The sequence below is a fragment of the Bradyrhizobium sp. sBnM-33 genome (assembly GCF_032917945.1).
In the GTDB taxonomy this organism is placed as follows: Bacteria; Pseudomonadota; Alphaproteobacteria; order Rhizobiales; family Xanthobacteraceae; genus Bradyrhizobium.
In genome coordinates this window covers 5,989,199-6,015,546 of sequence record NZ_CP136624.1, presented here as the reverse complement: position 1 = coordinate 6,015,546, position 26,348 = coordinate 5,989,199, and the positions used below count along the sequence as shown (strand labels likewise).

Genomic DNA, 26,348 nt, shown 5'->3' with positions numbered 1-26,348 from the left:
AGAACGGAGGATCGCCATGGACGCTGCGACGCCGGCAAATGCGCAGACTGCAGACACGCATTCCCATCTGGTTCGCCCCGACAGCATGGGGTGGCAGAAGACCCGCTTTCCCGGCTGCGAGGCCAAGACCCTGCTGTTCGATCGCAAAACCGGCCTGATGACCGCGCTGATGCGGTTCGCGCCCGGCGCGGTGTTGCCTGACCACGAGCACGTCAACATCGAGCAGACCTACGTGCTCGAAGGCTCTCTGGTCGACAAGGAAGGTCCGGCGAAGGGCATCGAATGCAAGGCCGGCGAATTCATCTGGCGCGAAGAGGGCAGCCGCCACGTCGCGTGGTGTCCACAGGGCGGGCTGATGCTCGCAATCTTCCAGGTGCCGAACAAGTTCTTCGAGGCCGACGGCCGCGTCATCGATGCTGCGGGCGAAGACTGGGACGCGGCGTGGGGTCACACGCGAAAGGGATGAGCGGGCTCGTCCTGCCCGGATCAAGGCGACGTTTACCATTGCGTCCGCCATTCCCGACCATCTTTTAAGCCTTGTTTAGGGGCGGCTCGATACCGTGCTGGCAATTGCCGGTGCCGGAGATATCGATGTCGCTCTTCCAAGCTTCGGACCGGGTATCGCCTGCAGTCGATCCGCAGGCTGCCAGCGTCCGGCTGATGCCGTTGCTCTACGGGCTGACGCTGTTCGTCTCGGCGCTGCTTCTCTTCTCGATCCAGCCGATGTTTGCAAAGATGGTGCTGCCGAAGCTCGGCGGCGCGCCGGCCGTGTGGTCGGTTGCGATGGTGTTCTTTCAAACCGTGCTGCTGGCGGGATATGCCTACGCCCATTTCCTGAACCGTCTGCTGCGGCCCGGCCGGGCGGCGATGGTCCATCTGCTGCTGGTCGGGATAACGGCGATGACCCTGCCGATCGCCGTCGCGCCAGGATGGTTAGCTCCGCCATCGGATGGAACGGCGCTGTGGCTGTTCGGATTATTTGCGGTCTCGATCGGGCTTCCGTTCTTTACGCTGTCGGCCAGTGCGCCACTGCTGCAAAGCTGGTTTGCCGCAAGCGGGCACAGGCGGGCGAGCAACCCCTACGTTCTTTACGCAGCTTCCAATCTCGGCTCGTTTGCCGCGCTGTTCGCCTATCCCGCTATTATCGAGCCGATCCTGACGCTGAAGACGCAGACCACGGCTTGGTCCGTCGGATTTGCAGTGTTTGCCGGGCTCTTGGTTATCGCCGGCTTGTTTACTTCGCGTACGGCGGCGATCGATGCGCAGGCCGGCCCGCTTGATGAAGGTAGCGCGAGCGCTGGCGAACGAATGCGTTGGGCCGCTCTGGCCGCGGTGCCTTCCGGCCTCGTCATCGCCGTCACCGCATATCTGACGACCGACATTGCCGCTGCGCCGTTCCTGTGGGTGGTCCCGCTGGCGATCTACCTGCTCACTTTCGTCGCCGTATTCCGCGAAAGGCCGTGGATCGCGCATGCCAATGTCGTCTGGCTTGTTCCGTTCGCAGTGGCGCCGCTTGCGGTGAGCCTGATCGGCGGCGATAAGGTGTTCTGGGTGACGATGATCATCCTCAATCTCGTCGCGTTCGCACTGCTGACGCTGATGTGCCACGGCGAACTCTACGCGCAGCGTCCGGCCCCGCAGCGGCTGACGGAATTTTACCTTTGCACCTCGTTCGGCGGGGTCATCGGTGGAGTGTTTGCGGGCCTGCTGGCGCCCCAGATATTCAACGGCAACTATGAGTACCCGATCCTGATTGCGCTGACGCTGTTGTGCATGCCCGGCGTCTTCACGAGCGGCATCAGCAAGGCGGTGGCTGAACTTTGGCCGTGGTTGCTGCTGAGCGCAGTCCTGGCGGCCGTCTCGTGTGTCACCGCCGTACAGCTGCCCGCGACGCTGGAATTGCCGTTTCAAGTTCTGCTCGCGCTGATGGCGGCAGCGATGCTGTTTCAACGGCAGCAGCCGATGCGCCTCTTCGGACTTGTCGTCCTGAGTTTTGCCATTACCGCTTTTTGGCGGCCGGGAATTGCGCCGATCGAGACGGCGCGCAGTTTCTTCGGTGTTCACAGGGTGGCCGAAATCGCCGACGGCAAGGCGCGCGTTCTCTATCATGGCACCACAATCCATGGCGCTCAACGCTTGCGCAACGAGGACGGCACGGCAGTCAACGGGGCGCCCACGCCATTGACTTATTATTATCCGGAAGGTGCGTTGGCCGAAGCGATCCGAGCCGCTCGCGCCGCCCATGGCGGCTTCGAGCACGTCGCCATCGTCGGGCTTGGCACGGGATCGCTGGCCTGCCACCGCAAGTCCAGAGAGCGCTGGGCGTTTTTCGAGATCGATCCGGAAGTGATCCGCATGGCTCGGGATCCAAATCTCTTCACTTTCCTGTCGAATTGCGCGCCGGACGCATCCGTCGTTGCCGGAGACGCGCGCCTGACGCTGGAAGCGTCACCCGATCGCTATGACTTGATCGTTCTGGACGCCTTTTCGTCTGACAGTATTCCGGTGCATCTGCTGACGCGCGAGGCGCTCGCGGGTTATCTCTCGAAGCTTTCCGACCGCGGCGTGATCATTGCGCATATTTCCAACCGCCACCTCGATCTCGCGCCCGTGGTGGCCAATGTCGCCTGGTCGCAGGGGTTGATTACCTTTCTCCGCGAGGATGACCGCGCCGGCGATTTCATGACGACGTTCGCGGCCAATGCCCGGGTCGTCGTGATGGCGCGCGACGCCGGCGATACCGGACGTGTTGCGGGTAGCTGGACGCCATTACCCCCTGACCAGACAAGCGCGCTATGGACCGACGACTATTCTAACATTCTCGGCATCATGTTGCGCAGGAAGTTCGGCGGGTAGGAGAACTGCGGCCGCGCTAACGCAGCACGATCCACGCTGGCGCGTGATCGCTGGCGCCTTCTTCTCCACGGATTTTCCGGTCCACGCCGGCCTCGGTCAGGCGCGGCGCTATTGACGGGCTCAGCAGCAGGTGATCGAGCCGCAATCCGGCGTCGCGCGGCCAGCGGTTGCGCTTGTAATCCCAGAACGTGAACATCGGTTTTGACGGATGCAGGGTCCGGATCGCATCGGTCCAGCCTTGATCCACCAGCGCCTTGAACGCGGCGCGGCTCTTCGGCTGGATCAGCGCGTCGTTGTCCCAGGACTTTGTCGGGTAGATGTCGAACTCAGTCGGCGCGACATTGTAATCGCCGGCCAGTACCACGGGGATGTCCTGCTTGAGCAGCTTGCCCGCGTGGGACCGCAGTCGTTTGAACCAGTCGAGTTTGTAATCGAATTTGGGCCCCGGCTGCGGATTGCCGTTCGGCAGATAGATGCTGGTGACGAGGATGCCTTTAATTGCGGCTTCGATATAGCGGGCCTCGACATCTCCGCCATCGCCGGGGAGCGCGGTCCGGGTCAATACCGGCTCGGCATTACGCGCCAGGATAGCGACGCCGTTCCAAGTTTTTTGTCCGCGCCAAACCGCGCCGTAGCCGGCTTTCTCGATTGTCCGAATCGGGAACTCGGCGTCGGTCGATTTCAATTCCTGCAAAGCAACGACGTCGGGCTTCGCCGTGCCCAGCCAGCGCAACAGGTTCGGCAGCCGTCGGTTGATATTATTAATGTTGAAGGTCGCAATCTTCATGTAGAGCTAGCTGGCATCACTGTGCTTCGCCTGACGCTTGGAGATTCCATGTCGAAACTACGCTTCGCCATTCTCGTGCTCGCCATTGGATGCTCCGGGTCCGAAGTTGCTCAAGCTGTCGAGCAGCGCGGCGCCTGCAAGACGGACTATGACAAATATTGCGCCGGTACGCTGCCCGGCGGCGGCCGTGTCGTCGCTTGTCTAAACAAGCAGCATCACCAGCTCAGCGACGCCTGCAAGCAAGTGTTGGCCAGCCGGAAGAAACAGTAGGACAGGGGACCACGCCAGCATTGGATTTGATTGTCGCGTCCTCGGCAACTTGCGGCTTGCAAGCCTGATTTCGACAAATCGTTCGGCGGCCGGGTGCTGTCCGCCGAACGCCGCTCTATGAGCGGTCAGCGAGGCCTAAGAAGACCGTGGACGGGGGCTCGACCGGAAGCGCCGCGACAGAACATTCGGAACGAAGACTTAAGTGGACGGAGCAGCCGGCTCCCCTGGAGGCGGAGCAGGGACTTCTGCAGTGGCATTGCCGCCCTTGTAAACCCGCGCGTAGCGCTTGCCGAGGCTGGTCAGCACTTCGTAGCCGATCGTGCCGAAATGATGCGCGAGTTCGTCGGCGGTGATGCCTTCGCCGATCAGCGTCGCCCAATGGCCGCGCCGCACCGCATTCTTGTCGAGATCGGTGACGTCGACCGCCGTCAGGTCCATCGAAATCCGTCCTGCGATCGGGCAGCGCTTGCCGGCGACTATCACCTCGGCGCCTCGGGTGCCGTCATTGGCGCTGGCCGCGCGGAAATAGCCGTCGGCATAGCCCGCGGAAACGACCGCTATTCTGGTCGGACGCCGCGCCGTCCAGGTGCCGCCATAGCCGACGGTATCGCCGCGCTCGACGTCGCGGATCTGCACGATGCGTGCCTTCAACTCGACGACCGGCTGCATCGGGTTGTCGGCTTCGGGCGTCGGGTTGATGCCATAGAGGGCGCAGCCCGGCCGCACCAGGTCGAACTGGAATTGGGCGCCCAGGAAGATGCCGGACGAATTTGCCAGCGAGGCCGGGACGCCTGAGAACAGGCTCGCGATCTCGCGGAAGGCCGCGAGCTGCCTGGCGTTGGCGGGATTGTTGAGCATTTCCGCGGAGGCGAGATGGCTCATCACCAGCGTGATGCCGTGATCTCCAGCATTGATGCGTGGGATGATGCCCTGCGCCTCGGTGACGGTGAGGCCAAGCCGGTTCATGCCGGTGTCGATGTGGATGGCGGCGCCGCCGGACCAGCCGGAACGGCGGCAGAACACGTCCCATTCGGCGAGTTCGTTGAGGTCGCCGATGACGGGCTTGCAGTCGAACTTGGCGTAGGCCTCGCCGGTGTTCTGGAAGAAGCCGCCGAGCACGTAGATGGCGGCCGCAGGCGCCGCGGCGCGAACCACGCGGGCCTCATCGAGGGTGGCGACGAAGAACGTCTTGCAGCCGGCGCCCGCGAGGGCGCGCGCGACCTGCTCGGCGCCGCAGCCATAGGCGTTCGCCTTGACCACGGCTGCGCATTCGGCCGGCACCGCCGTCTTCTCGAGCTTGCGCCAGTTGGCGACGATGGCGTCGAGATCGACCGTCAGCACGCCGGTTGCGGTCGCAAGCGCGGCCGCCTGGTTCGCCTCGGGCGAGAGCAGGGTGCCTTGGGGAATGGATTTGGGATCGGGGGCAATGTTCATGCCGCAGTTTTACGCGGCGGAACGCTGCGGTTCAACTGCGCCCGGCGCTCAATAGCCACGATCCGGCAGGCTGCCGTCCTGCGCCAGATCGCTGAACCGGGTGAACTGGCCCTCGAACTGCACTTCCACCGTTCCGGTGGGGCCGTGGCGCTGTTTGCCGATGATGATTTCGGCCTTGCCGTGTACCAGCGACATATCGAGCTGCCATTTTTCGTATTCGGGGGTGCCGATCCGCGGCTCCTTGTTAGCGAGGTAATACTCCTCGCGGTACACGAAGATCACGACGTCGGCGTCCTGCTCGATCGAACCGGATTCACGCAAGTCGGCCAGTTGCGGGCGCTTGTCGTCGCGGTTTTCCACCTGACGCGAGAGCTGCGACAATGCGATGATCGGAACGTTGAGTTCCTTGGCGAGCGCCTTGAGGCCCGTGGTGATTTCAGTCACTTCCTGCACGCGATTGTCCGAGCGCTTGCCCGAGCCCTGCAGCAACTGGATGTAATCGATCACGATCAGGTCGAGGCCCCTCTGCCGCTTCAGCCGGCGCGCACGCGCCGTGAGCTGCGAGATCGACAGACCGCCGGTCTCGTCGACATAGAGCGGCAGCGACTGCAGTTCGATCGAATAATCGCGGATCTTCTCGAAGTCGGCTTCGGTAATGCCGCCGCGTCGGATCATGCTGGAGGCGATGCTGGTCTGTTCGGCCAGGATACGGGTGGCGAGCTGTTCGCCGGACATTTCGCAGGAGAAGAAGCCGACGATGCCGCCGTTGACGGTCTTCATCTTGCCATCGGCCTGAACCTCGGCGCGGTACGCCTTGGCGATGTTGTAGGCAATGTTGGTGGCGAGCGACGTCTTGCCCATGCCGGGGCGGCCGGCGACGATGATCAAGTCGGACGCCTGCAGCCCGCCCATCTTGCTGTCGAGGTCGCGCAAGCCCGTGGCGATGCCCGACAGACTTCCGTCACGCTGGAAGGCTTTGGCCGCCATGTCGACGGCGGTCGTCAGCGCCTGCGAAAAGCGCTGGAAGCCGCCGTCATAACGGCCGGATTCGGCGAGTTCATAGAGCTGGCGCTCGGCGTCCTCGATCTGCGCGCGCGGGGCAAAATCCACCGGCGCATCGAAGGCGACATTGACCATATCCTCACCGATCCGGATCAGGTCGCGGCGCAGCGACATGTCGTAGACCGTGCGGCCATAGTCCTGCGCGTTGATAATCGTGGTGGCCTCGGCCGCGAGACGCGCGAGGTACTGACCAACCGTCATGCCGCCGATATCGGTATCGGCCGGCAGGAAGGTCTTCAATGTCACGGGCGTTGCGACCTTGCCCATCCGGATCAGGCTGCCGGCGGTCTCGAAAATGGTCTGATGGATCGGCTCGAAGAAGTGCTTCGGTTCCAGGAAGTCCGAAACGCGGTAGAACGCGTCGTTATTGACCAGGATGGCGCCCAGCAGGCTCTGTTCAGCCTCGATGTTATGCGGGGCGCTCCGATAGACCGGAGTTCCCGCGTCGGGAGCGAGCTTGAGAACGTTCGAATCAGTCAGAGCCATAGTTTGTAATGATCTTTAGGTTTTTGGTTTTTGTCAGGTCGCTTGCGGAAGTGGGGCAGCGATAAAGCGCCACGTGCAGGCGATCCGAAAGTCCGAGTAGGCCTTATGCCCGATTCACACAATGCCCCGTGTGAATCCTGAGCAGGCCCTTGACGGAGTTGGACCAGAAGCGGCGCCCGTCCGGCGCTGCCGGAGCGCTTTTGTAAAAATGCCAGGCAAGATCTTAGGGGAGTCTGAACCTTGGCGCGACTTGGGCCGACATATCCGAAGGCAGGAGGCGTTTCGAGCCCTGATCTTAAGCGTTGATCAAACCAGGATCAGATAGACGAACGCGAACAGAGCGGCAGCCACGCCGATGGCGATCAAAGCGTAGTCGATCCTGATGTCGGAATCGAACGGGGCTGGGTAGGTATGCCGGCTCATGGGCGGAGATGTACGACGGACCCGCCGAGGGACTCTGTGAAGTAGATCACATCGGGTGTGATTTTCTTCGCCGCAGAATGAATAGGTTACGAAATCGGGAACGGGCCGGCGATTTTCGAGTTGCCAGTTGCACCGACCAAAAGGAACAGGCGATGGGTCAGCAAGTTCAGGGATGGCGATCGGCAAGCGCCCAGCGTTTGTGGCTGTCGATGCTGATCGACGCCATGGAAGAGGTTTCGCGCGCGGAACGGCGTGACGAACCCTGTGATGCCCAGTTGCTTGCCGCGTTGCGAGCCCAGCTCGCGCGCCCGGCATTGGCCCGCACGCCTTACGCCTCCGCCTATAGCCTGAGAAACTGACCCACCGCCTTTGCGATGGCCTATTCGCCGGCCAACTGCAGCCGCGGCTGCTTTCCGATTTCCATCCCGCGCAGCTTTGCTTCTTCCCGGGCGATGTAGTCGCGCGTCATCGGCACAATTCCCTGACGCTTGGTGAGCTGGATCTGGAAATTCATCAGGTTCTGCTTCCGGAATGACATTTCCGACGCCGCCAGATAAAATTCCCACATCCGCGCAAAACGCTCGTCATAGAGGCGCACCGCCTCTTCGCGCCGCGCCATGAAGCGCTCCCGCCAGGCCTTCAGCGTTTCCGCATAATGCAGCCGCAGGATTTCGATGTCGCAGACCAGAAAGCCGGCTTTCTCGATCGCGGGGATGACCTCTGACAGGGCGGGGATATAGCCGCCCGGGAAGATGTATTTCATGATCCATGGGTTCGTCACATCGGGCCCCGTTGAGCGGCCGATGGAGTGCAGCACCATGATGCCGTTGTCGCTGAGAAGTTCGGCGCAGCGCCGGAAGTAGGTTTCATAGAAGTCGATGCCGACATGTTCGAACATCCCGACGGACACGATCCGATCGAACGGGCCGACAATATCGCGGTAGTCGCTCAGCAGGAATCTTGCCGACCCCGTCAGGTTCTTCTCAGCGGCGCGGGCATTCGAGGCCTGCAATTGTTCCGACGACAGCGTGATTCCGGTAACATTGGCGCCCGTCATTTCGGCCAGGTAGAGACCAAGGCCACCCCAGCCTGAGCCGATGTCGAGCACGCGATCGCCGGGCCCAACGAGAAGCTTGGCAGCAAGGTGACGCTTTTTGGCGAGCTGGGCGTCGTCGAGCGTCATATCCGGCGCTTCGAAATACGCGCAGCTATATTGCCGGTCGGCGTCGAGGAAGAGCGAGTAGAGCCGACCGTCCAGATCATAGTGGTGGGCGACATTGTTTTTCGCCCGGCCCCGCCAATTGAACTGTCTCGCGTGCCTGCTGAAATAGCGCAGCCACCATTGCAGCTTGGCCCAGCGTGGCAGCATGTCGGGCTGGCCGAGCAGGATTTCGAGTGCGTCGGCGATCGAGCCGTCCTCGACCACGAACGAGCCGTCCATATAGGCTTCGCCAAGCGCCAGTTCGGGATTGAGAAGAATGCGGAGTTGCGTCCGCTCACTCAGGAACCGCACAGACGCCGGGCGGCCGGTTCGATCCCCGCAGGTAAACTTTGCCCCGCTCGCGGACGTGAAATTCATCGTGCCGCGGCGAATGAACTGACTCAGGAAATAACGCAACAAACGATCCATCGATGCACCAATGGAACGACCGGCCCGTTACACCAATGCACCTCGGAAAGGACGGTTCCATGTGCACCAGGAACATCATAAGTATGGTGATGCCGCAGCGCTACTGCGTTGGAGTCAAAGCCGATATTCTCAAATGTGGCGATCACGCAGATGCGCAATAAGCCTGCTTCCATTCGCGTCATAATCGGCTAAAAGGTGACCCGCCGCTGGCCGGCGTTGTGCAACGCAGGCCGCGATTCCACGTCTGGAGAATGCAGGGAATGTTGAGCCGAGCGCTCAGTTTAGCGACGGTGATGCTCCTGATCGGCTGCTTCGCTGCAGGCGTGGTGCGGGCGCAAAATCTCGACGCCGGCAAGAGCCCCTCCCAGATATTCTCCGGTACTTGCAGCGCCTGCCACAAGAGCCCGCGCGGCCTGTTAAAGAACACGCCGGTTTCGTCGCTGCCGGGCTTTCTGCGCCAGCATTATACCACCGGTTCCGACATGGCCTCGGTGCTTTCCTCCTACTTGATAGCCAATGGGGCTGCCGACCCCCGATATCAAGCTAAGGATCAGCCCAGGCAGAAGGACGCCAAGCAGGACGGAAGGTCGGATCAGCCCGACCGATTCGGCCGCCGGCAGCCGTCCTCCGCACCGGCCCAGGAGGCTTCCCGGCCGGGTGCCGACGGAGCACCGCCGCAAGGCGAGAGCGCGCGTCCGGGCCGCGACGCGAAGCGGCTCGCACGGCCGCACACGGCGCCCGAGGCTGCTAGACCCGCAGATGGGCAGGCCACTACCGACAGCAAATCGGGTGTCAGACAGAAGCAGGGCAGGCGTGGCAGGCCGGCCGCCGAAGAACCGCCGAAAGCCGAGGAGGCCGCCCGCGGCGACGCCGCAAAGGAAGATGCGTCTCGGGATGCCGCCAAATCCGAAACTGCGAAGCCCGGAACTGCCAAGCCTGATCTGGCCGAGCCTGATCGTGCCAAGCCTGATCCCACCAAGACCGATTCTGGCGGGCCCGATCCGGCCAAGCCTGATGCCCACAGGGTCGACTCCGCCAAGGGTGAGGCCGACAAGCCGGCCCCGGAGGCCGCGAAGCCGGACGGCGAGTCGGACAAGCCGGCCAGCGAGAGCGGGTCCGAGACCGCCAAGATCAATGCTCCCAAGGAGAGCGCCGACAGCGAGCCGACCCCGCCCCGGCCTGACCCGGTGACGCCTGCGCCGCCAACTCCCGCCGCGAACGTCCCTGAGCCCCACGCGACGGCACCCGCGACGTCTCCGTTGGTAACAGCGCCCGCAACGCCGGCGGCCGTGCCCGTCGGCCCTCCCGCGCCACCCATCTCGCGATAGGATCTCAGATTTCCAGATGCCGACCGGCGCCGTCGCTTGACCGTCTCTAGAGTATCACTCTAGAGTAGCGATCTGGTGAATCGAAAGGCGGCGCAGAGTGGCTACGGCACGGGAGGATCTGCTGGCGGCGGGGTTGGCGGTGTTCGACCGCGATGGTTTCGAGGGCGCCACGGTCGCCGCCATCAGAACTCGCGCGGGAGCGTCCAACGGCAGCTTCTTCCATTTTTTCGGATCGAAGAAGGAGCTGGCCGGCACGCTGTTCCTGGAAATCCTCGCCCGTTATCACGCTGCCGTCGTAGCGGCGGTTGATGAATCCTGCGGCGCGCGGGAAGGCGTGGCGCGGCTGATCCGCGCACATCTGGACTGGGTCGTGAATTCCCGGCGCGAGGCGCGCTATCTCTTCGAGATTTCCCGCAGTGAATGGACCGAGGCGATCCGCGGCGCGCAGCGCGCGCAGAATTCGCGCCTCGCGGAAGCCGTCGAACGATGGCGCGCGCCGCTCGTCGCGCGCGGCGAATTGCTGCCGATGAGTTCGTCGGTTTTCTTCAGCCAGATCATCGGACCGGCGCAGATTTTTTGCCGCGCATGGCTGTCGGGCCGCGACCGCACCGATCCGCGAGAGCAGGCTGAAATCCTGATCGCCTGTGCCATTCGCGCGGTGGTCGCGGCCGATATGATCCACAAGCCCGGAGAGACAGTATGAGTGCGAATGACGATGCCGACTTCGCGCCGATCGCGACGCGCATCCGCGATAATGTCGGCCGCCAGGGTTTTATGACCCACGTCGGGGCGGAACTATCCGAGCTGACGCGTGGCACGTGCACGCTTGCGGTCGACCGCCGGCCCGAACTGCTGCAGCAGCATGGCCTGTTCCACGGTGGCGTTACGGCCTTCCTGGTCGACAACGCCACCACGATTGCGGCCGCGGCATCGCGCGGGCAATCGGCGCTGACGGCGGAATATAAACTGAATCTGCTGTCGCCGGCGATCGGCGATCGATTGATCTGTCGGGCGCGCGTCATCAAGCCCGGACGTCAGGTCGCCGTGGTTGCGGCCGACGTGTTTTGCGTAACCGATGGCGTCGAGAAGCATACCGCAACTGCGCTGGCCTCGATCGCAATGCTCGACGAGAAGGCGGCCGCCAGAATCTCAAGCCCGGCCTGATGCGGCCGGGCTTGAGGTCTTCACAAGGTTAGAGCGATACGCTTGTTACTTCTCGGTCGCAGCCGGCGCCGGCGCGACTTCCTCGTGCTGGGCTTCCGGATCGAAGAACTCGCCGGCGGCGGCGAGTGCCTCGGCGGCGGCGTCCTGGTCTTCCTGACGGGTCGAGATGTCCTCGCCGCGGTTGATGCGCTCGGCTTCATCGGCGCTGCGCGCCACGGTGACGCTGACGGTGGCTTCGACTTCCGGATGAACGGCAATCAAGACCTCGTGCTTGCCGATGGTCTTGATCGGGGCGTCGAGCAGGACCTGGCTGCGATTGATGGTGACGCCGTCGGCCTCGAAGGAGGCGATGATGTCGCGAATGCTCACCGATCCGAACAACTGGCCGGATTCCGAGGCCTGGCGCAGCACGATCACGTTGCGCCCGTTGATCTTCTCCGCGACCTTGGCTGCTTCGCCCTTGGCCTTGAGATTGTTGGCCTCGAGTTCGGCCTTCATACCGTCGAACTTGGCGCGATTGTCGGCGGTGGCGCGCAACGCCTTGCCGCGCTTGAGCAGAAAGTTGCGGGCAAATCCGTCTTTGACGCGGACGACCTCGCCCATCTGACCAAGCTTGACGACGCGTTCCAGCAAGATGACTTCCATTTTCGTTCTCCTTATTTCGTGTTCAGTCTCGAGTTTAGGGTGAATGGTTGGATTTTCAGGCTGCGGGCAAAGGCGGCGGCTTTCGGCGCAAGTAACGTTCGCGCAATCCGAAAATTGCTTCCGTAAGGCCGAGGGCGATCATCAGAACGACTGTCCATGGCAACAGCACCAGGATCCCGTAGGTGCAGCTCAGCAAAACGGCGCGGCTTTTCAGCGCCAGCGTTAACGTGTGAACGGCGGCGAGACCGACGAGCGCGTAAGCCATGAAGAGCGCGGCTGTCATGATTTGCGCTGCTATCGAAAATGCTCCGCCCGCGAAACAGAATGCCAATGTCCCGCAGAGTGCTACGAGCGTCATCGGCGGCAACGCTGTGCTCTTCAAGTCTGGCCAAGGGCGACGCAGCCGGCCCGACATCGCTGATATCTTTGCGGCGAGCCAAAGGTTAAGCGTAAGCGTCGTCACGACGAGCATCGTCGACAAGCCCCGGAAGATCGTTACAAGCGCGTCAGCCAACCGCTCGATGTCGCTCGACGATAACCCCTCACGGCCAGAAAGAACCTTCGTCAGCCCGCTTCGCAGGGCCGCGGCGATGGCATCGGCATCCTTGCCGAAGACCAGCCACGACGCGATGGAGGACAGGATGGCAAAGCCGACGATCCAAAGCAGGATCCGTCCGATCGGATACCACTCGAGATTTTCCGCCGTAGGATTCGTGCTGTTGCCGGTTCCGACAGCAGCCGTTTGCCGTCCCAGCAACGCGAGATGGCCAAGCCACCAGGCTGGCAGCGCCACCGCAACCGCGAAAGCGACGCAGAAGCGCAGACCGAAAATTGCACCGAAGCCGGACGCCGCAGCGATGCCGCCGATGGTCGCGCTGAGCGGTCCCCAACTGAGTGCCGTCACCATCAGCGGTAACGGCGCCAACAAAGAGAGCAGCAATGAGATCGGCGCGCCCGAGACGATCGAGACGAACATCAGCGCCGACGCGCAGCCGGCCGCAAGACCAATGAGGATAATCGCGATCATCAGCTGTCCCGCTCCTTTCGAGCGGTTAGATAGAGGTCAGCAAAAATGCCGCCTTTACCAACTAGTTGGAGATCCAAGGGGAGCCTGTCGGTATCTTGATACCGGAGCCCATCATACCCCTCAAACGTTCACGGCCCGCTGGGGCCGTGATGACCGGCCTTTTAGATCAGTAGCCTTGGTTGATCAAGGGTCCGTCACCGAAACCTGCCGGCAAGTCCCCGGCGTTCGTGCCTCTAGCGGCATGGTGTGTGATGTCCCGGGCCGATCCGGGCCTAGGCGTAGATCCGCAGAACGCCGAAGGCTACCGTGCCAATGATGAGCGCAGTAGCAATAAGCGTCAGCGCGGCCAACTGGGTGCGGGTCACGGGGTGGTTTCCGGCGCTATGTTTGGTCGTATCGTCCGTAGCTTTTGCACCAGCACGCCGATGCCAAGCAGGCCCAAGCCGATGACATCGGTGATGGCATTGGGGTCGATCAGCAGCAAGGCGGCGACAAAGAAAAGCGCCCGCTCGAACCAGGTTGCGCTACGCAGGAAGTAGCCTTCGAGACTGGCTGCGAGGGCAATGACGCCGATGGTGCCGGTCACCACCGCGCGAAGAATTTCCAGCCATGGCCCCTCGAACAGCAGCGCCGGGTTGTAGACGAAGAAGAACGGCACGATGAAGCCGGCGGCAGCGAACTTCATCGCCTGCAGGCCTGAGGCCCACAGGCCGGCCCCGCCGATTGACGCCGCAGCATACACGGCCAGCGCCACGGGCGGCGTCACTGCCGAGAGGCAGGAGAAGTAGAACGCGAACATGTGCGCCGCCATGGGCTCCACGCCGAGCTTCATGATCGCGGGCACGAGCAGCGCCGCCTGCATGATGTAGGCGGGAGTGGTCGGCATGCCCATGCCGAGAATGACGCCGGCGACCATCGTGATGAGCAGTGCAGGCAGCAGAGAGCCGTAGGTGAAGTCGATGAGAAAGGCCGTGAACCGGAGCGCCAGCCCGGTTTGCAGCACGATTCCGATCACGATGCCGGCGGACGCACAGGCCATCGCCACCGGCACGGTTTGCACCGCCCCGTCGCGCAAGCCCTCAAGGCACGCGCGCCAACCCAATGCCGTGGAAGGACGCAGCCACGAGATGGCGACCAGCGCGAAAGTGGCGATGATCGCGCCATAGGTGGGCGTGAAGCCGAATAGAAGCAGCGCCAAAAGCACGATGACCGGCAGGAACAGGTGCCCCTGGCGCAGCATGATGTAGCCCAGGACGGGCAGTTCCTCGCGTGGCAAGCCCTTGAGTCCCGAGCGCACGGCGTTGAAGTGGACAGCAGCGAACAGCGCCCCATAGTAGAAGAGCGCAGGTATCGCCGCCGCGATCATCACCTGCGTGTAGCTGACGCCCTGAAACTCGGCCATCACGAACGCCGCCGCGCCCATGATCGGCGGCATGATCTGCCCGCCGGTGGAGGCCACCGCCTCGATGGCGGCTGCCGCCTCTGGCTTGAAGCCGGTCTTCTTCATCATCGGAATGGTCAGCCAGCCGTCGACCATGACATTGGCGACGGCCGAGCCGGAGATCGTGCCGAACAGGCTGGAGGAGACGACCGAAACCTTGCCGGGCCCACCGCGCGCGCCACCGGCGATCGCATTTGCGAAGTTCATGAAGAACTGACCTGCCCCGGATTTCTCAAGAAATGTGCCGAAGATGATGAAAAGAATGACGTAGGTCGCGGCCACCGTCATCGGTACCCCGAAGATGCCCTCCGTGGTGAAATAGGTCTGATCGATGGTGAGCTCGAGGCTGAGACCTCTGTGATAAAGCCAGCCGTACAGCCAGGGGCCCGCGAACCCGTAGAGCAGGAATACGATTGCCACGATCGGCAGCGACGCGCCGATTGTGCGTCGCGTTGCCTCCAGAACCAGCAGGGTGGCGGTAATTCCAACCGCCATGTCCATTCGGGTGAGCGACTCGGCGGTGGGAAAACGGTTCACGATGTAGTCGTAGTTCGCGAACATGTAGCCAATGCACGCCAGCGAAAGACCTGCCAAAGCGAGATCCTCCCACGGCACGCGACCCAGTGTTGCGTTCTTGCTGCGAGGCCACAGCAGGAACGACAGCACCAGGCTGAAGGCCAGCGTTATGTAGAGCAGGGCCTGCTGATCGGGAGCGTATACCGTCAGTCGCGCGTAAACGTGGTACACGGACATTGTGACCGCAACCACTCCGACGACCAGGCCCGCGTAGCCGGAGAGTTTGCGCACGGCACGCCCTCTACTGCTTGAGCAATCCAGCTTCGCGGTAGTATTTCTCCGCGCCCGGGTGATATGGCATGCCCAGGCTCTCAGCCATGTCGGACGCTTTCACGCCCTTCATTTCGCTGGTGACGTTACCGAACTCGTCCCGCCCTTCGACAATGGCCTTGGTAATCTTGTAGATCACCTCAGGAGACGTCTTGGACGATGCAATCAACACGGTGGGCGACTGGAAGGTCTGAACGGCCTCGGTCACGCCCTGGTCCTTGTAGGTCCCGGCCTTGATGGTGTAGCGGACAAAGCCCGAATTGAGCTTGCGCAATGCAGCGAATTCCTCGTCGCTGACGGGAAGCACCCGCAGCGGCATCGCCGAGCCAAGGTCCAGGACGAAAGATGCCGGCACCACGGTGAACCATCCGGCCGCCATCGCCTGCCGGTTCTTCACCGCCTCTGCATTTGATGACACCGGGCCGTAGCTCTTCGCGCCCAGGTCGTTCAGCGTCATGCCGTTCACTTTAAGCAGGTACTCCCAGCCGGCCGCCAGGCTGGTGTTGCCGCGTGCCGGCAGCGCCACCGGCTGCCCCTTTAGATCCTTGACACTTTTGATGTCGCTGTTCGCGGGCACCACCAACTGCCAGACGTTAGGATAGAAATTGGCGACGAAAAGGCCTTTGTCGGTGGCCTTGCCGGCGAACTGACCCTCGCCCTTCTGCGCATCGGCCATGACGGTCGTCATGGACCAGCCGATATCGGCCTTGTCGTTGCGGATCTTCTCCATGTTGACGAGGGCCGCGCCCGGCTCGACCTGCACGTTCAACTCGGGATATCGCTTGTTCACGACCTGCGATGCAGCCGCCGCCATCGGCGTCCAACTGCCGCCGGTCGGACCGGCGCTGAAGATGACATCGGTTTTCTGTTGAGCTTCGGCTGCGCCTGCCGCAGCGATGGTCAGCGCCGAAATAGCGGCCAGGCGTACGACTTGCCGCAGACCACGGATGTGGACGGACATCGTTTGCACTCCCTTTGGCGGTTGCGCTCGTTGGCGCCGCTTATTGGGGCTCGTGTCCGCACGTGGTCGGCGGTGACTTCGACACCCGTAGCATGCGGGAATTTGCCATCCGCTCCTGCTGCCGGGCAGCGTACGTGCCCGCCGCAGCGATTGTCAACGAGGTGTGATTCCGGCTACCGCAGCGCGGCTGGCGGAACGCGATTCAGACCCGACGCCAACAGCCGGCGTAGGATGCATTCCAAGGCGGGGAAAAATTTGCGGGCCCGACGGGCGGTCAGAGGTCGTTTCGACCAACCATCGGCAGTCGGACCGCCTGGAAATGAAGAGTAGCGACCGGCGGCGCGAACGCCGCTGGCCGAAGTTGTCTTAGCGAATGACGTAGGGCAGCAGACCGAGGAAACGCGAGCGCTTGATGGCGCGTGCGAGCTCACGCTGCTTCTTGGCGGACACAGCGGTGATGCGGCTCGGCACGATCTTGCCGCGCTCGGAGACGTAACGCATCAACAGCTTGGAATCCTTGTAGTCGATCTTCGGCGCATTCGGACCCGTGAACGGACAGGTCTTGCGGCGACGGAAAAACGGACGGCGTGCACCAGCTTCAGCCATGATTCTTACTCCTCTACCGCTGCAGCTTCGTCTTCGCGCGGACGGCGCGGGCCACGGTCGCCGCGGAAGCCACCGCCTTCACGATCGCCACGGAAGCCGCCTTCGCGGTCGCCGCGGAAACCGCCGCCGCGATCGTCGCGCTCTCGGTCACGATCGGCCTTGCGCATCATTGCCGAGGGACCTTCCTCGTGCTCTTCGACGCGGACGGTGAGGTAGCGGATAACGTCTTCAGAGATCCGCTCCTGCCGCTCGATCTCGGTGACCGCGGCAGAGGGCGCATCGATGTTCATCAGCACGAAGTGCGCTTTGCGATTCTTGTTCATGCGGTAGGTGAGGGAGCGTACGCCCCAGTTCTCGGTCTTGGTAACCTTGCCGCCGAGCCCTTCGACGATGCCCGTCATCTGGGTGGTCAGCTCTTCGACCTGCTGGGTGCTCGCATCCTGGCGCGCGAGAAAAACATGCTCGTAAAGAGGCATGGGTGTCCTTTCCTAGTGTTGGCGCGGTCCCCGGCGGCAAGCCCTTCGAGGCCTTCGGAAAGGACTCGGGGATAAGCTCAGAAGGCGGAAGCACGGGACGACGGGCCGACTGGCCCTGCCACATCAATAACGCCTGCAAAGGTGAGATTGCTGAGACCGTCCGTTCAGCTCCCGGCCGGGATCCACGGATGCGCGGTTTATAAGGATTTTCGGCGTGCTGGCAAGGCTTCTTGAGCAGGCCAAGAGAGTCCTGGCGGCAGCACGGGAGGCGGTAGGCCCAATAGATGGTTGACGTATTTGTTTGTACATCATACAAATAACGGACCGGAAGGCAAACGATGGCTCCAAATTCCGTTCAGACAGCGCCAGAAGCGCCCAGCGATCCCAAGCACGCCGCCCGCGCCACGCGCACCGCCGGGCGCCAGATGCGCTCGCGGCTGCTCGACAGCGCCAGCCGGCTATTCAAGGAGCGGGGCCTCGCCGGAACGTCGATCTCGGACATCGCGGCGGCGGCCGACGCGTTTCCGAGCCAGATCACCTACTACTTCCGCACCAAGGAAGCTCTGTTCGTCGAAGCTGCCTGCCGCGACATGCTGTACGTGGCGCGCGCGGCCGAGGAGGCCGCGTTGCAGGCCCGTACGCCGCACGACTACACGCGCGCGCTGGTCGAGACGGTCACGGCAACGGATTCGGTCGCCTTCTTTACCGAAGCCCTGACACTCACCCGCCGCCGGCAGGATCTCGCGCCGCTGGTGGAACGCACCATCGAGCGGCTGCACGGCGAGGGGATGCGCGCCTATGCCGGCCAGATCGAGCGGCACGGCTGGAAAAGCCTGCGCGATCCCGACGCCAGCTCACGGCGATTCTGGGCGCTGGCCATCGGCGTGATGGTGGAGGGCTACGCCATGGGCCGTTCGGCCGAGGAATTGTGCAGCGAGATGCTGCGCGTGCTGGGCGATCAGGCCACGACAACATCAGCGAGCGACAGCGCCAGACTGCGCCTGGTTGGCGACAACGATGAACCCGACGGGGAGACATCAGCATGACCGCGCTTCGCATGCGTGCCCGCGACTTTCTGACCGAAGATCAACTGGTCGCCGTGCGCCAGCGCGTGACGTGGAAGGGTGCAGCCCTGATCGCGCATGCGTGGGCGCTGATATTGGGATCGATTGCGCTGGTCGCGTGGTGGCCCAATCCGCTGACCTTTCTGCTCGCGGTCGGCGTCATCGGCTCGCGTCAGCTCGGGCTCGCGATCCTGATGCATGACGGAGCGCATGGATGCCTGTCGGCAGATGAGAAAATCAACCTGACGCTCAGCCAGTGGTTCTGCGCCTATCCGATCTTCGCCGAGACCCGCGCCTATCGGCGCTACCATCTGCAACATCACGCGCGCACCCAGCAGGACGACGATCCCGATCTGATTTTGTCGGCGCCGTTCCCGATCACCAAGATGAGCTACCGCCGCAAATTCTTCCGCGATATCACTGGGCAGACCGGCTATCAGCAGCGCAAAGCCCAATTATTGAATGCGCTTGGCCCAAAGGAATGGCCGCTTGCGCAACGCGCCGCGCATTTCTGGGAAAAGCTCGGCCCGCAATGTGTTGTCAACGCCCTCATGTTCGCGGGCCTCGCCGCCGCGGGCGTATGGTGGGCCTATCCGTTACTGTGGCTGTTGCCGCTGCTCACCTGGCAGATGGTGATCACGCGCATCCGCAACATCGCCGAACATGCGGTCGTCCCCGACTCGAACGATCCTTTGCGCAATACCCGCACCACACACGCGAATTTCCTCGAGCGGCTGTTCATTGCGCCGTATTATGTCAACTACCACCTCGAGCATCACCTGCTGTTCTACGTGCCCTGTTATAACCTGCCGCGCGTACACCAGATTCTCTTTCAAAGCCGGTATGCGGATCGCGTGGAGGTGCAGCCGAGCTACGCTGCCGTGCTGCGGCTTGCGACCGCCAAGCCCAACCACGAGGACCGACCCGGCAAGTTGGTAAGCAGCGTACGCCGCGCGCGGGCCGGCGCCGAAGTCGGTGGCGACCAGGCGGCGGGCGGCTTCTAGTGCGCTGATCGATGGTGGTGTAGCTTCCGTCGGCGACCAAGCGGAGCCAACGAATGATCGATCCGACCACGTTGATTACATATGTCGCGGTCGTGCTTGGCTTTGTGTTCATTCCAGGCCCCGCGACGCTGCTCACGGTTGCACGGGCGACGGCTTCAGGCACGACGGTCGGCATTGCCACGGGCGCCGGGATCGCGGCCGGCGACATGATCCACACCTTTATGGCGATCGTCGGCATCTCGGCGATCATTGCCGCTTCGGCGACGCTGTTCAGCATCATCAAGTATCTCGGCGCAGCCTATCTCGTTTACCTCGGCGTTCGTGCCGTCCTCGAAAGGACGCCAGTAAATCTTGCGGCCGGCGCACTGCCGATTTCAGCAGGAAAGGCATTCAGGCAAGCGATCTTGGCCGAGGTGCTGAACCCGAAGACGGCGCTTTTCTTCCTCGCGTTTCTCCCCCAGTTAGTACGGCCCAAAAATGGTTCGGTCATGCTTCAGCTGACGATTCTGGGGATCATCTTTGTTTTGATGGGGTTTGTCAGTACAGCGGTTTTTGCGATAGGCGCCGGAAGTCTCGGGACCTTCCTCCGCCGCAATCCTGCGGTGCTGAAATGGCAGGGGAAAGCAATCGGCGGTCTCTATTGCGCTCTGGGTGTCCGGCTGGCGCTGCAAGAACGCTGACCCGCTCCGGTCCACTGACGAACTTCGGCAACGGCCCGGCGATACCGCACCGCGGCTTGACATCCCGGCCCGCGTCAGTGTCTTACGGCCCCAATCTTACGAGGGAGCGCCGATGACGGCTGCATTTACATTTCCGGGGCAGGGTTCCCAGGCGGTCGGTATGGGCAAGGCCCTGGCGGAAGCCTTTCCGGCCGCGCGGGCGGTGTTCGACGAGGTTGATTCGGCGCTCGGCGAAAAGCTAACCGCGATCATCTGGGATGGCCCGGCCGAAACCCTCCAGCTCACTGAAAATGCCCAGCCGGCTCTGATGGCGGTGTCGATTGCCACGCTACGCGTGCTGGAGACCGAGGCGGGCTTTTCCGTCGGACGGGATGCGGCCTTTGTTGCCGGCCATTCGCTCGGCGAATATTCTGCGCTGGCTGCTGCCGGCAGCCTCAGCATCAGCGACACCGCGCGCCTGCTGCGCACCCGTGGTCTTGCAATGCAAAAGGCCGTACCGGTCGGCGCCGGCGCGATGGCGGCACTGCTTGGGCTCGACTATGAGGCGGCGATGGCCGTCGCCACCGAAGCTGCCCAGGGGCAGGTCTGTCAGGCCGCCAACGACAATGGCGGCGGGCAGGTGGTGGTGTCCGGCGACAAGGCGGCAGTCGACCGCGCCGTGGAAATCGCCAAAACCAAAGGCGCCAAGCGGGCGATGCTGTTGCCGGTATCAGCGCCTTTCCATTGCAAGTTGATGCAGCCTGCCGCCGATGCGATGGCAGAGGCGCTTGCAGGTGTAACGATCAGGACGCCGGCCTCGCCGCTGGTGGCGAACGTGCTGGCCGCGCCGATTACCGATCCCGACGAGATTCGCCGTCGCCTGATCGAGCAGGTCACCGGCACCGTGCGCTGGCGCGAGTCGGTGGCCTATATGGCAGCGCATGGCGTCACCCGGTTCTTCGAAATCGGTGCCGGCAAGGTGTTGAGCGGGCTGGTTAAGCGGATCGCCGACGGCGCCGTCGGCGTGTCGATCGCGGGACCCAACGATATTGCCGCCGCGAAGGACGCATTGGCGGCGTCGGCCTAAAGCTCCCGGAAGGAGACATTGATGTTCGATTTGACTGGCAGGACGGCGCTGGTGACCGGCGCGACCGGCGGCATCGGCGGCGCGATCGCGCAAGCGTTACATGGGCGGGGCGCGACGGTGGCGATCTCCGGCACGCGCCGCGAGGTGCTGGATTCGTTTGCCGGCAAGCTTGGCGAACGCGTCCACGTGCTGCCGTGCAACCTTTCCGACAGCGCAGAGGTCGAGGCGCTGGTGCCGGCGGCGGAAGCCGCGATGGGGCAGGTCGATATCCTCATCGCCAATGCGGGCATCACGCGCGACAATCTTTTCGTCCAGTTGCGTGACGAGGATTGGGACGACGTCATCAACGTCAACCTGACTGCGACTTTCCGTCTTGCGCGCGCCGCAACCAAACTGATGATGCGCAAGCGCTTCGGCCGGATCATTGCGATCACCTCGATCGTCGGCGTGACCGGCAACCCCGGCCAGGCCAACTACACCGCGTCAAAGGCCGGAATCATCGGCCTGATCAAGACGCTGGGTGCGGAGTACGCCAAGCGCAATGTGACTGCCAATTGCATCGCGCCGGGATTCATCAAGACGCCGATGACCGACGCGCTCAACGACAAGCAGCGCGAGACCATCCTGGCGAAGGTTCCTGCGGCGCGGCTGGGGACACCGGAGGACATCGCGGCGGCAGCCGTCTATCTCGCCTCCAACGAGGCGGGCTACGTCACCGGCCAGACGATTCACGTCAACGGCGGGATGGCCATGATTTGAGCGAGTTATTGCCCCGATGTATGCGGCCAACGGCCGTTTTCCGGGGCGGGTGAGGCTTGTAGTCAAGGCTTGGGAAGTATGGTAACCGAACCCCCGACGGATGGGCAAACAAGGCCATTGCAGGATTTTGAAACCCTGTATATTGGCGTGGCGACGCCTGCCGTTCGCCGGGGCTTTGTCGGCTACCACCGGGCCGAATCAAGACTATGCGCGACAGCGAAGGAAGTTTAACGACCACGATAGCTCGCAGCGTCTCTGTAGCGTCTTGGGGTCGGGTCCAATGGAACAAGCACGAGGTTAAAGATGAGTGAGATTGGCGAGCGGGTTAAGAAGATTGTGGTCGAACACCTCGGTGTTGAACCCGATAAGGTTGTCGACAACGCAAGTTTTATCGACGACCTCGGCGCCGACAGCCTCGACACCGTCGAGCTTGTGATGGCATTTGAAGAAGAGTTCGGCTGCGAAATCCCCGATGATGCCGCCGAGACGATTTTGACGGTCGGCGACGCGACGAAGTTTCTCGAGAAGAACGCTAAAAGCTGACGTCCCGGGCGGGTAGAGACAGAGCCGGACGGGCCGTCATCAAACGGTCCCCCGGTTTCTTGTTTTGGGCCGTCGGTTTCGGGCTGGAGTTTTGACATGAGACGGGTTGTCGTCACGGGGCTGGGCATGGTTACGCCGCTCGGCTGCGGCGTTGACACAACGTGGGCGCGTATCATCAACGGTCAGAGCGGCGCCAAGAAGATCGACACGTTCGAAGTCGCCGATCTCGCCAGCCAGATCGCCTGCGTGATTCCTCGTGGTGACGGTTCTGATGGTACTTTCAATCCCGACCAGTGGATGGAGCCGAAGGAACAGCGCAAGGTCGACGACTTCATCATCTTTGCGATGGCTGCGGCACGCCAGGCGCTCGACGACGCCAACTGGCATCCCGCAACCGAAGAAGACAAGTGTGCCTCCGGTACCCTGATCGGCTCCGGGATCGGCGGCCTGTCCGGCATCGCCGAGACGTCGCTGCTGTTAAAGGAACGCGGGCCGCGCAGGGTATCGCCGTTCTTCATTCCGGGACGGCTGATCAATCTCGCTTCCGGTTATGTCTCGATCGAGCACGGCCTCAAGGGTCCCAATCATTCCGTTGTCACGGCCTGTTCGACCGGTGCGCATGCGATCGGCGACGGTGCCCGCCTCATTGCGCTGGGCGACGCCGACGTGATGGTCGCGGGCGGCACGGAATCGCCGATCTGCCGGCTGGCGATGGCTGGATTTTGCGCGGCGCGCGCGCTGTCGACGGGCTTCAACGAGGCGCCGCAAAAAGCCTCGCGCCCCTATGACAAGCACCGCGACGGATTCGTGATGGGCGAGGGCGCCGGTGTTGTGGTGCTCGAGGAATATGAGCACGCGAAAAAGCGCGGTGCGCGAATCTATTGCGAAGTGATCGGCTATGGCCTGTCGGGCGACGCCTATCACATCACCTCGCCGTCGCCGGATGGCGATGGCGGCTTCCGCAGCATGAGCGCGGCGATCAAGCGCGCCGGCATAGCGGTATCGGATATCGACTACATCAACGCCCACGGAACTTCGACCCAGATCGGTGACGAGATCGAACTCGGCGCGGTGGAGCGGCTGCTCGGCAACGCCACCTCCAAAGTGTCGATGTCGTCGACCAAGTCGTCGACCGGGCACCTGCTCGGCGCTGCCGGTGCAATCGAGGCCATTTTCAGTATCCTTGCGATTCGCGATAACATTGCTCCACCCACTATCAATTTGGAAAATCCGTCGGTGCAAACGGCGATCGATCTGGTGCCGCAGACCGCGCGGAAGCGCGAGATTAACGTCGCGCTGTCGAATTCCTTCGGTTTCGGGGGGACCAACGCCTCCGTGATTGTTCGGCGCGTGGCCGACTAGCAAGTGTTTCGAACGACTCCACCGTTTTGCCGTATTCGGCGATGACTTCTACATGCGGGCGTATGCTATCGGCTGGGCAAGGGATTGCCGAGTCGCGATTGAACCGACAGGATTCAGGTTGCATCGATGAGTGAGAGGCCGCCCATTTCGCCACGAAGTCCGCGCGCTGCGTTGGAGCCCGAGCAGGTGCCGCCGCCGCCGAAGCGGTCGGAGCGTGCCCGCAATCCATTTGTGGTGGTCGGCAATGCCATCTTCACCATCCTGATCATTCTGATGATCGGGGCGGGAGCGGTGTACTACTACGGCAGACAAATCCTGGAAACGCCCGGTCCGCTGAAGGAAGACAAGATCGTCAACATTCCCTCGCGTGCCGGAAAGCGCGACATCGCCGACGCGCTGCTGCGCGAAGGCGTGATCAACGTCAATCCCTGGGTGTTCATCGGCGGCGTGTTTGCCCTCAAGGCAAGCTCCGATCTCAAGCCCGGCGAATATTCCTTCCAGAAGAACGCCAGCCTGCGCGACGTCATCGCCACCATCGTCGAAGGCAAGGTGGTGCAGCACGCCGTCACCATTCCGGAAGGTCTGACCTCCGAACAGATCGTGGCGAGACTCCTCGACAACGACATCTTCGCCGGCTCGGTGCGGGAAATACCCCGCGAAGGCACATTGCTGCCCGAAACCTATAAATTCCCGCGCGGCACCACGCGCGAGCAGGTGATCCAGCGCATGCAGCAGACGCAAAAGCGGGTGCTCGCGGAAATCTGGGAGCGCCGCAATCCGGACGTCCCGGTCAGGTCGCTGGAGCAGCTCATCACGCTGGCCTCGATCATCGAGAAGGAAACCGGCCGGGCCGACGAGCGCAGCCGCGTGGCGGCGGTATTCGCCAATCGGCTGCGGCAGAGGATCAAGCTGCAATCGGACCCGACGATCATCTACGGCCTGGTTGGCGGCAAGGGAACGCTGGGCCGGCCGATCAAGCGCTCCGAGATTACGCAGCCGTCGCCCTACAACACCTATGTGATCGACGGTTTGCCGCCGGGACCAATCGCCAATCCGGGCCGCGCGTCGCTCGAGGCAGCCGCCAACCCGGCACGCACGCGCGACCTGTTCTTCGTGGCTGATGGAACGGGTGGGCACGCCTTTACCGAGACCTACGACCAGCACCAGAAAAACGTTGCCAAGCTGCGGGCGCTGGAAAAGCAGATTCAGAACGATACCGTCGAACCATCCGAGGATGCGCCGCCGCCGACGGCGGCCGGAGCACCGGCCGATACCAATCCGACCGCAACCACGCCACGGCCGGCAGCGCCGGCGAAAAAGCCGCCCGCCCGTCCTGCGGCACCCGCGACGGCGCCGGCCCGCCAGGGCGAGGCGCAGTCGACCACGACGCCGCCGGTGGTTCAGCGCTGACGCCGGCCGGTTCGAAGGCGTTCCTGGCTCGCAGCCGGAACGCAATTCCACTTTGGCGGAAATCGGCTTATGGTCCCGCCGTTCATTCCGAGTCTCGAAATCCCTGTCTTTTGGAGAGTGTTACGCGATGGCGCTATCGAGCATGACCGGTTTTGCCCGGAGTCACGGCGCCAGCGGGCCCTACACCTTCGAATGGGAACTGAAGTCCGTCAACGCCAAGGGCTTTGACTTGCGCTTGCGCCTGCCGCCCGGCTGGGACGAACTCGAGGCCTTTGCCAAAAAGCGCGCCGGCGAGGTGCTGTCGCGGGGCACGGTGTACGCCAACCTCAACGTCAAGCGCGCCAACGCGGTCTCGACCGTGCGCATCAATGAAGACGTTCTCGCCTCGATCGTGAAGGTCGCGGGCGTGCTCGCCGGCAAGATCGACGCGGTGGCGCCCAGCATTGACGGACTGCTCGGCATCAAGGGCGTCATCGAGGTCGTCGAGCCCGAAAGCGACGAGGCGGAGGACAAGGCGGCAAAGGATGCGGCGGCGGCCGCCTTCGAGCAGGCGCTCGGCCATCTCGTCGAGATGCGGCGCCGCGAAGGCGTGACGCTCGGGCAAATTCTGATCCAGCGCATGGATGAAATCGAGAGGTTGGCGAAAAAGGCCGAGGCCGCGCCCGGCCGCAAGCCGGAGGCGATCCGGGCGCGTCTGGCCGAGCAAGTGGCGGCGTTGCTGGAGACTTCCGAACGGTTCGATCCTGACAGGCTGAATCAGGAAGCGATCCTGATCGCAACTAAGGCCGACATTCGCGAAGAGCTCGACCGCATCGCCTCGCATGTCGCGCAGGCGCGCGAGATGATCGGCAAGGGCGGCCCGGTCGGGCGGCGGCTCGACTTCCTCGCCCAGGAATTCAACCGCGAGGTCAACACCTGCTGCTCCAAATCGAACGATCTGGAATTGACCCAGACCGGGCTCGAGATGAAAAACGTGGTCGAGCAATTCCGCGAGCAGGTTCAGAACCTGGAGTGACCA

Annotated in this window: 26 protein-coding genes; 16 read left to right on the top strand and 10 right to left on the bottom strand. The window is 62.9% G+C overall.

Annotated elements, in window-relative coordinates:
• Nucleotides 1–16: 16 nt before the first annotated feature.
• Nucleotides 17–466 carry a cupin domain-containing protein gene (locus RX328_RS28325; RefSeq protein ID WP_213249989.1) on the top strand — a complete coding sequence of 150 codons (450 nt, stop codon included), beginning with the start codon at nt 17–19 and terminating at the stop codon, nt 464–466.
• 125 nt (nt 467–591) lie between these two features.
• On the top strand, nt 592–2,856 hold the full coding sequence (locus RX328_RS28320; RefSeq protein ID WP_213249991.1) for a spermidine synthase: 2,265 nt from the start codon (nt 592–594) through the stop codon (nt 2,854–2,856).
• 16 nt (nt 2,857–2,872) lie between these two features.
• On the opposite strand, the gene RX328_RS28315 is transcribed toward RX328_RS28320, so the two are convergent.
• Complete coding sequence (locus RX328_RS28315; protein ID WP_213249993.1) at nt 2,873–3,643, bottom strand: exodeoxyribonuclease III; 771 nt, start codon at nt 3,641–3,643, stop codon at nt 2,873–2,875.
• A gap of 48 nt (nt 3,644–3,691) precedes the next feature.
• On the opposite strand from RX328_RS28315, the gene RX328_RS28310 reads away from it, so the two are divergent.
• Nucleotides 3,692–3,913 (top strand): hypothetical protein, encoded by a 222-nt coding sequence (locus tag RX328_RS28310; protein ID WP_213249994.1) that lies wholly within the window; start codon nt 3,692–3,694, stop codon nt 3,911–3,913.
• 198 nt (nt 3,914–4,111) lie between these two features.
• Here RX328_RS28310 and alr read toward each other — a convergent pair whose 3' ends face one another.
• Nucleotides 4,112–5,347, bottom strand: coding sequence for an alanine racemase (alr, locus tag RX328_RS28305; RefSeq protein ID WP_213249996.1), 1,236 nt, complete (start codon nt 5,345–5,347; stop codon nt 4,112–4,114).
• 48 nt (nt 5,348–5,395) lie between these two features.
• Nucleotides 5,396–6,895, bottom strand: coding sequence for a replicative DNA helicase (locus RX328_RS28300; RefSeq protein WP_213249998.1), 1,500 nt, complete (start codon nt 6,893–6,895; stop codon nt 5,396–5,398).
• Nucleotides 6,896–7,470: 575 nt separating this feature from the next.
• Between RX328_RS28300 and RX328_RS28295 the strand changes: the two genes are divergently transcribed.
• A complete protein-coding gene (locus RX328_RS28295) occupies nt 7,471–7,677 on the top strand; it encodes a transcriptional regulator (protein WP_213250000.1) in 207 nt (68 codons plus the stop codon).
• A gap of 20 nt (nt 7,678–7,697) precedes the next feature.
• Here the strand turns inward: RX328_RS28295 and RX328_RS28290 are convergent, their stop codons facing one another.
• Nucleotides 7,698–8,948 carry an SAM-dependent methyltransferase gene (locus RX328_RS28290; protein WP_213250002.1) on the bottom strand — a complete coding sequence of 417 codons (1,251 nt, stop codon included), beginning with the start codon at nt 8,946–8,948 and terminating at the stop codon, nt 7,698–7,700.
• A gap of 260 nt (nt 8,949–9,208) precedes the next feature.
• Here RX328_RS28290 and RX328_RS28285 point away from each other — a divergent pair, with 260 nt between their 5' ends.
• The 3 genes from RX328_RS28285 to RX328_RS28275 all read left to right on the top strand — a co-directional run bounded on the left by RX328_RS28285 (nt 9,209) and on the right by RX328_RS28275 (nt 11,440).
• Nucleotides 9,209–10,276: a hypothetical protein gene (locus RX328_RS28285; protein WP_249726250.1), complete on the top strand. Its 1,068-nt coding sequence runs from the start codon at nt 9,209–9,211 to the stop codon at nt 10,274–10,276.
• 97 nt (nt 10,277–10,373) lie between these two features.
• Nucleotides 10,374–10,979: a TetR/AcrR family transcriptional regulator gene (locus tag RX328_RS28280; protein ID WP_213250006.1), complete on the top strand. Its 606-nt coding sequence runs from the start codon at nt 10,374–10,376 to the stop codon at nt 10,977–10,979.
• The gene (locus RX328_RS28275; protein WP_213250008.1) at nt 10,976–11,440 is read left to right on the top strand and encodes a PaaI family thioesterase; all 465 of its coding nucleotides are present in this window, start codon (nt 10,976–10,978) and stop codon (nt 11,438–11,440) included. The genes RX328_RS28280 and RX328_RS28275 overlap by 4 nt, the downstream gene beginning before the upstream one ends.
• Before the next feature lie 45 nt (nt 11,441–11,485).
• Here the strand turns inward: RX328_RS28275 and rplI are convergent, their stop codons facing one another.
• The 6 genes from rplI to rpsF form a co-directional block, all read right to left on the bottom strand.
• Nucleotides 11,486–12,085, bottom strand: a complete 600-nt coding sequence (gene rplI / locus RX328_RS28270) for a 50S ribosomal protein L9 (RefSeq protein WP_213250010.1) — start codon at nt 12,083–12,085, stop codon at nt 11,486–11,488.
• Nucleotides 12,086–12,140: 55 nt separating this feature from the next.
• A complete protein-coding gene (locus RX328_RS28265) occupies nt 12,141–13,112 on the bottom strand; it encodes a hypothetical protein (RefSeq protein ID WP_213250012.1) in 972 nt (323 codons plus the stop codon).
• 361 nt (nt 13,113–13,473) lie between these two features.
• Nucleotides 13,474–15,360 carry a TRAP transporter permease gene (locus RX328_RS28260; protein ID WP_213250014.1) on the bottom strand — a complete coding sequence of 629 codons (1,887 nt, stop codon included), beginning with the start codon at nt 15,358–15,360 and terminating at the stop codon, nt 13,474–13,476.
• A 10-nt stretch (nt 15,361–15,370) separates the two neighbouring features.
• Nucleotides 15,371–16,360 (bottom strand): TAXI family TRAP transporter solute-binding subunit, encoded by a 990-nt coding sequence (locus tag RX328_RS28255; RefSeq protein WP_213250016.1) that lies wholly within the window; start codon nt 16,358–16,360, stop codon nt 15,371–15,373.
• A gap of 366 nt (nt 16,361–16,726) precedes the next feature.
• On the bottom strand, nt 16,727–16,966 hold the full coding sequence (gene rpsR, locus RX328_RS28250) for a 30S ribosomal protein S18 (protein WP_002711478.1): 240 nt from the start codon (nt 16,964–16,966) through the stop codon (nt 16,727–16,729).
• A gap of 5 nt (nt 16,967–16,971) precedes the next feature.
• Nucleotides 16,972–17,442, bottom strand: coding sequence for a 30S ribosomal protein S6 (rpsF, locus tag RX328_RS28245; RefSeq protein WP_028346501.1), 471 nt, complete (start codon nt 17,440–17,442; stop codon nt 16,972–16,974).
• Between the two features lie 338 nt (nt 17,443–17,780).
• On the opposite strand from rpsF, the gene RX328_RS28240 reads away from it, so the two are divergent.
• The 9 genes from RX328_RS28240 (at nt 17,781) to RX328_RS28200 (ending at nt 26,345) form a co-directional block, all read left to right on the top strand.
• Entirely contained in the window at nt 17,781–18,488 is a 708-nt protein-coding gene (locus tag RX328_RS28240) for a TetR/AcrR family transcriptional regulator C-terminal domain-containing protein (RefSeq protein ID WP_213250018.1), read from the top strand.
• Entirely contained in the window at nt 18,485–19,510 is a 1,026-nt protein-coding gene (locus RX328_RS28235; protein WP_213250020.1) for a fatty acid desaturase family protein, read from the top strand. The genes RX328_RS28240 and RX328_RS28235 overlap by 4 nt, the downstream gene beginning before the upstream one ends.
• Before the next feature lie 53 nt (nt 19,511–19,563).
• Nucleotides 19,564–20,190, top strand: coding sequence for a LysE family translocator (locus RX328_RS28230; protein ID WP_213250022.1), 627 nt, complete (start codon nt 19,564–19,566; stop codon nt 20,188–20,190).
• Nucleotides 20,191–20,302: 112 nt separating this feature from the next.
• Nucleotides 20,303–21,256, top strand: coding sequence for an ACP S-malonyltransferase (fabD, locus tag RX328_RS28225; RefSeq protein WP_213250024.1), 954 nt, complete (start codon nt 20,303–20,305; stop codon nt 21,254–21,256).
• A 21-nt stretch (nt 21,257–21,277) separates the two neighbouring features.
• Nucleotides 21,278–22,015 carry a 3-oxoacyl-[acyl-carrier-protein] reductase gene (fabG, locus tag RX328_RS28220; protein ID WP_213250026.1) on the top strand — a complete coding sequence of 246 codons (738 nt, stop codon included), beginning with the start codon at nt 21,278–21,280 and terminating at the stop codon, nt 22,013–22,015.
• 303 nt (nt 22,016–22,318) lie between these two features.
• Nucleotides 22,319–22,558, top strand: a complete 240-nt coding sequence (locus RX328_RS28215; RefSeq protein WP_008969609.1) for an acyl carrier protein — start codon at nt 22,319–22,321, stop codon at nt 22,556–22,558.
• A 96-nt stretch (nt 22,559–22,654) separates the two neighbouring features.
• A complete protein-coding gene (fabF, locus tag RX328_RS28210; protein WP_213250028.1) occupies nt 22,655–23,920 on the top strand; it encodes a beta-ketoacyl-ACP synthase II in 1,266 nt (421 codons plus the stop codon).
• Nucleotides 23,921–24,046: 126 nt separating this feature from the next.
• Nucleotides 24,047–25,330, top strand: a complete 1,284-nt coding sequence (mltG, locus tag RX328_RS28205) for an endolytic transglycosylase MltG (protein ID WP_213250030.1) — start codon at nt 24,047–24,049, stop codon at nt 25,328–25,330.
• Nucleotides 25,331–25,457: 127 nt separating this feature from the next.
• Nucleotides 25,458–26,345 carry a YicC/YloC family endoribonuclease gene (locus RX328_RS28200; RefSeq protein WP_213250032.1) on the top strand — a complete coding sequence of 296 codons (888 nt, stop codon included), beginning with the start codon at nt 25,458–25,460 and terminating at the stop codon, nt 26,343–26,345.
• Nucleotides 26,346–26,348: the final 3 nt, after the last annotated feature.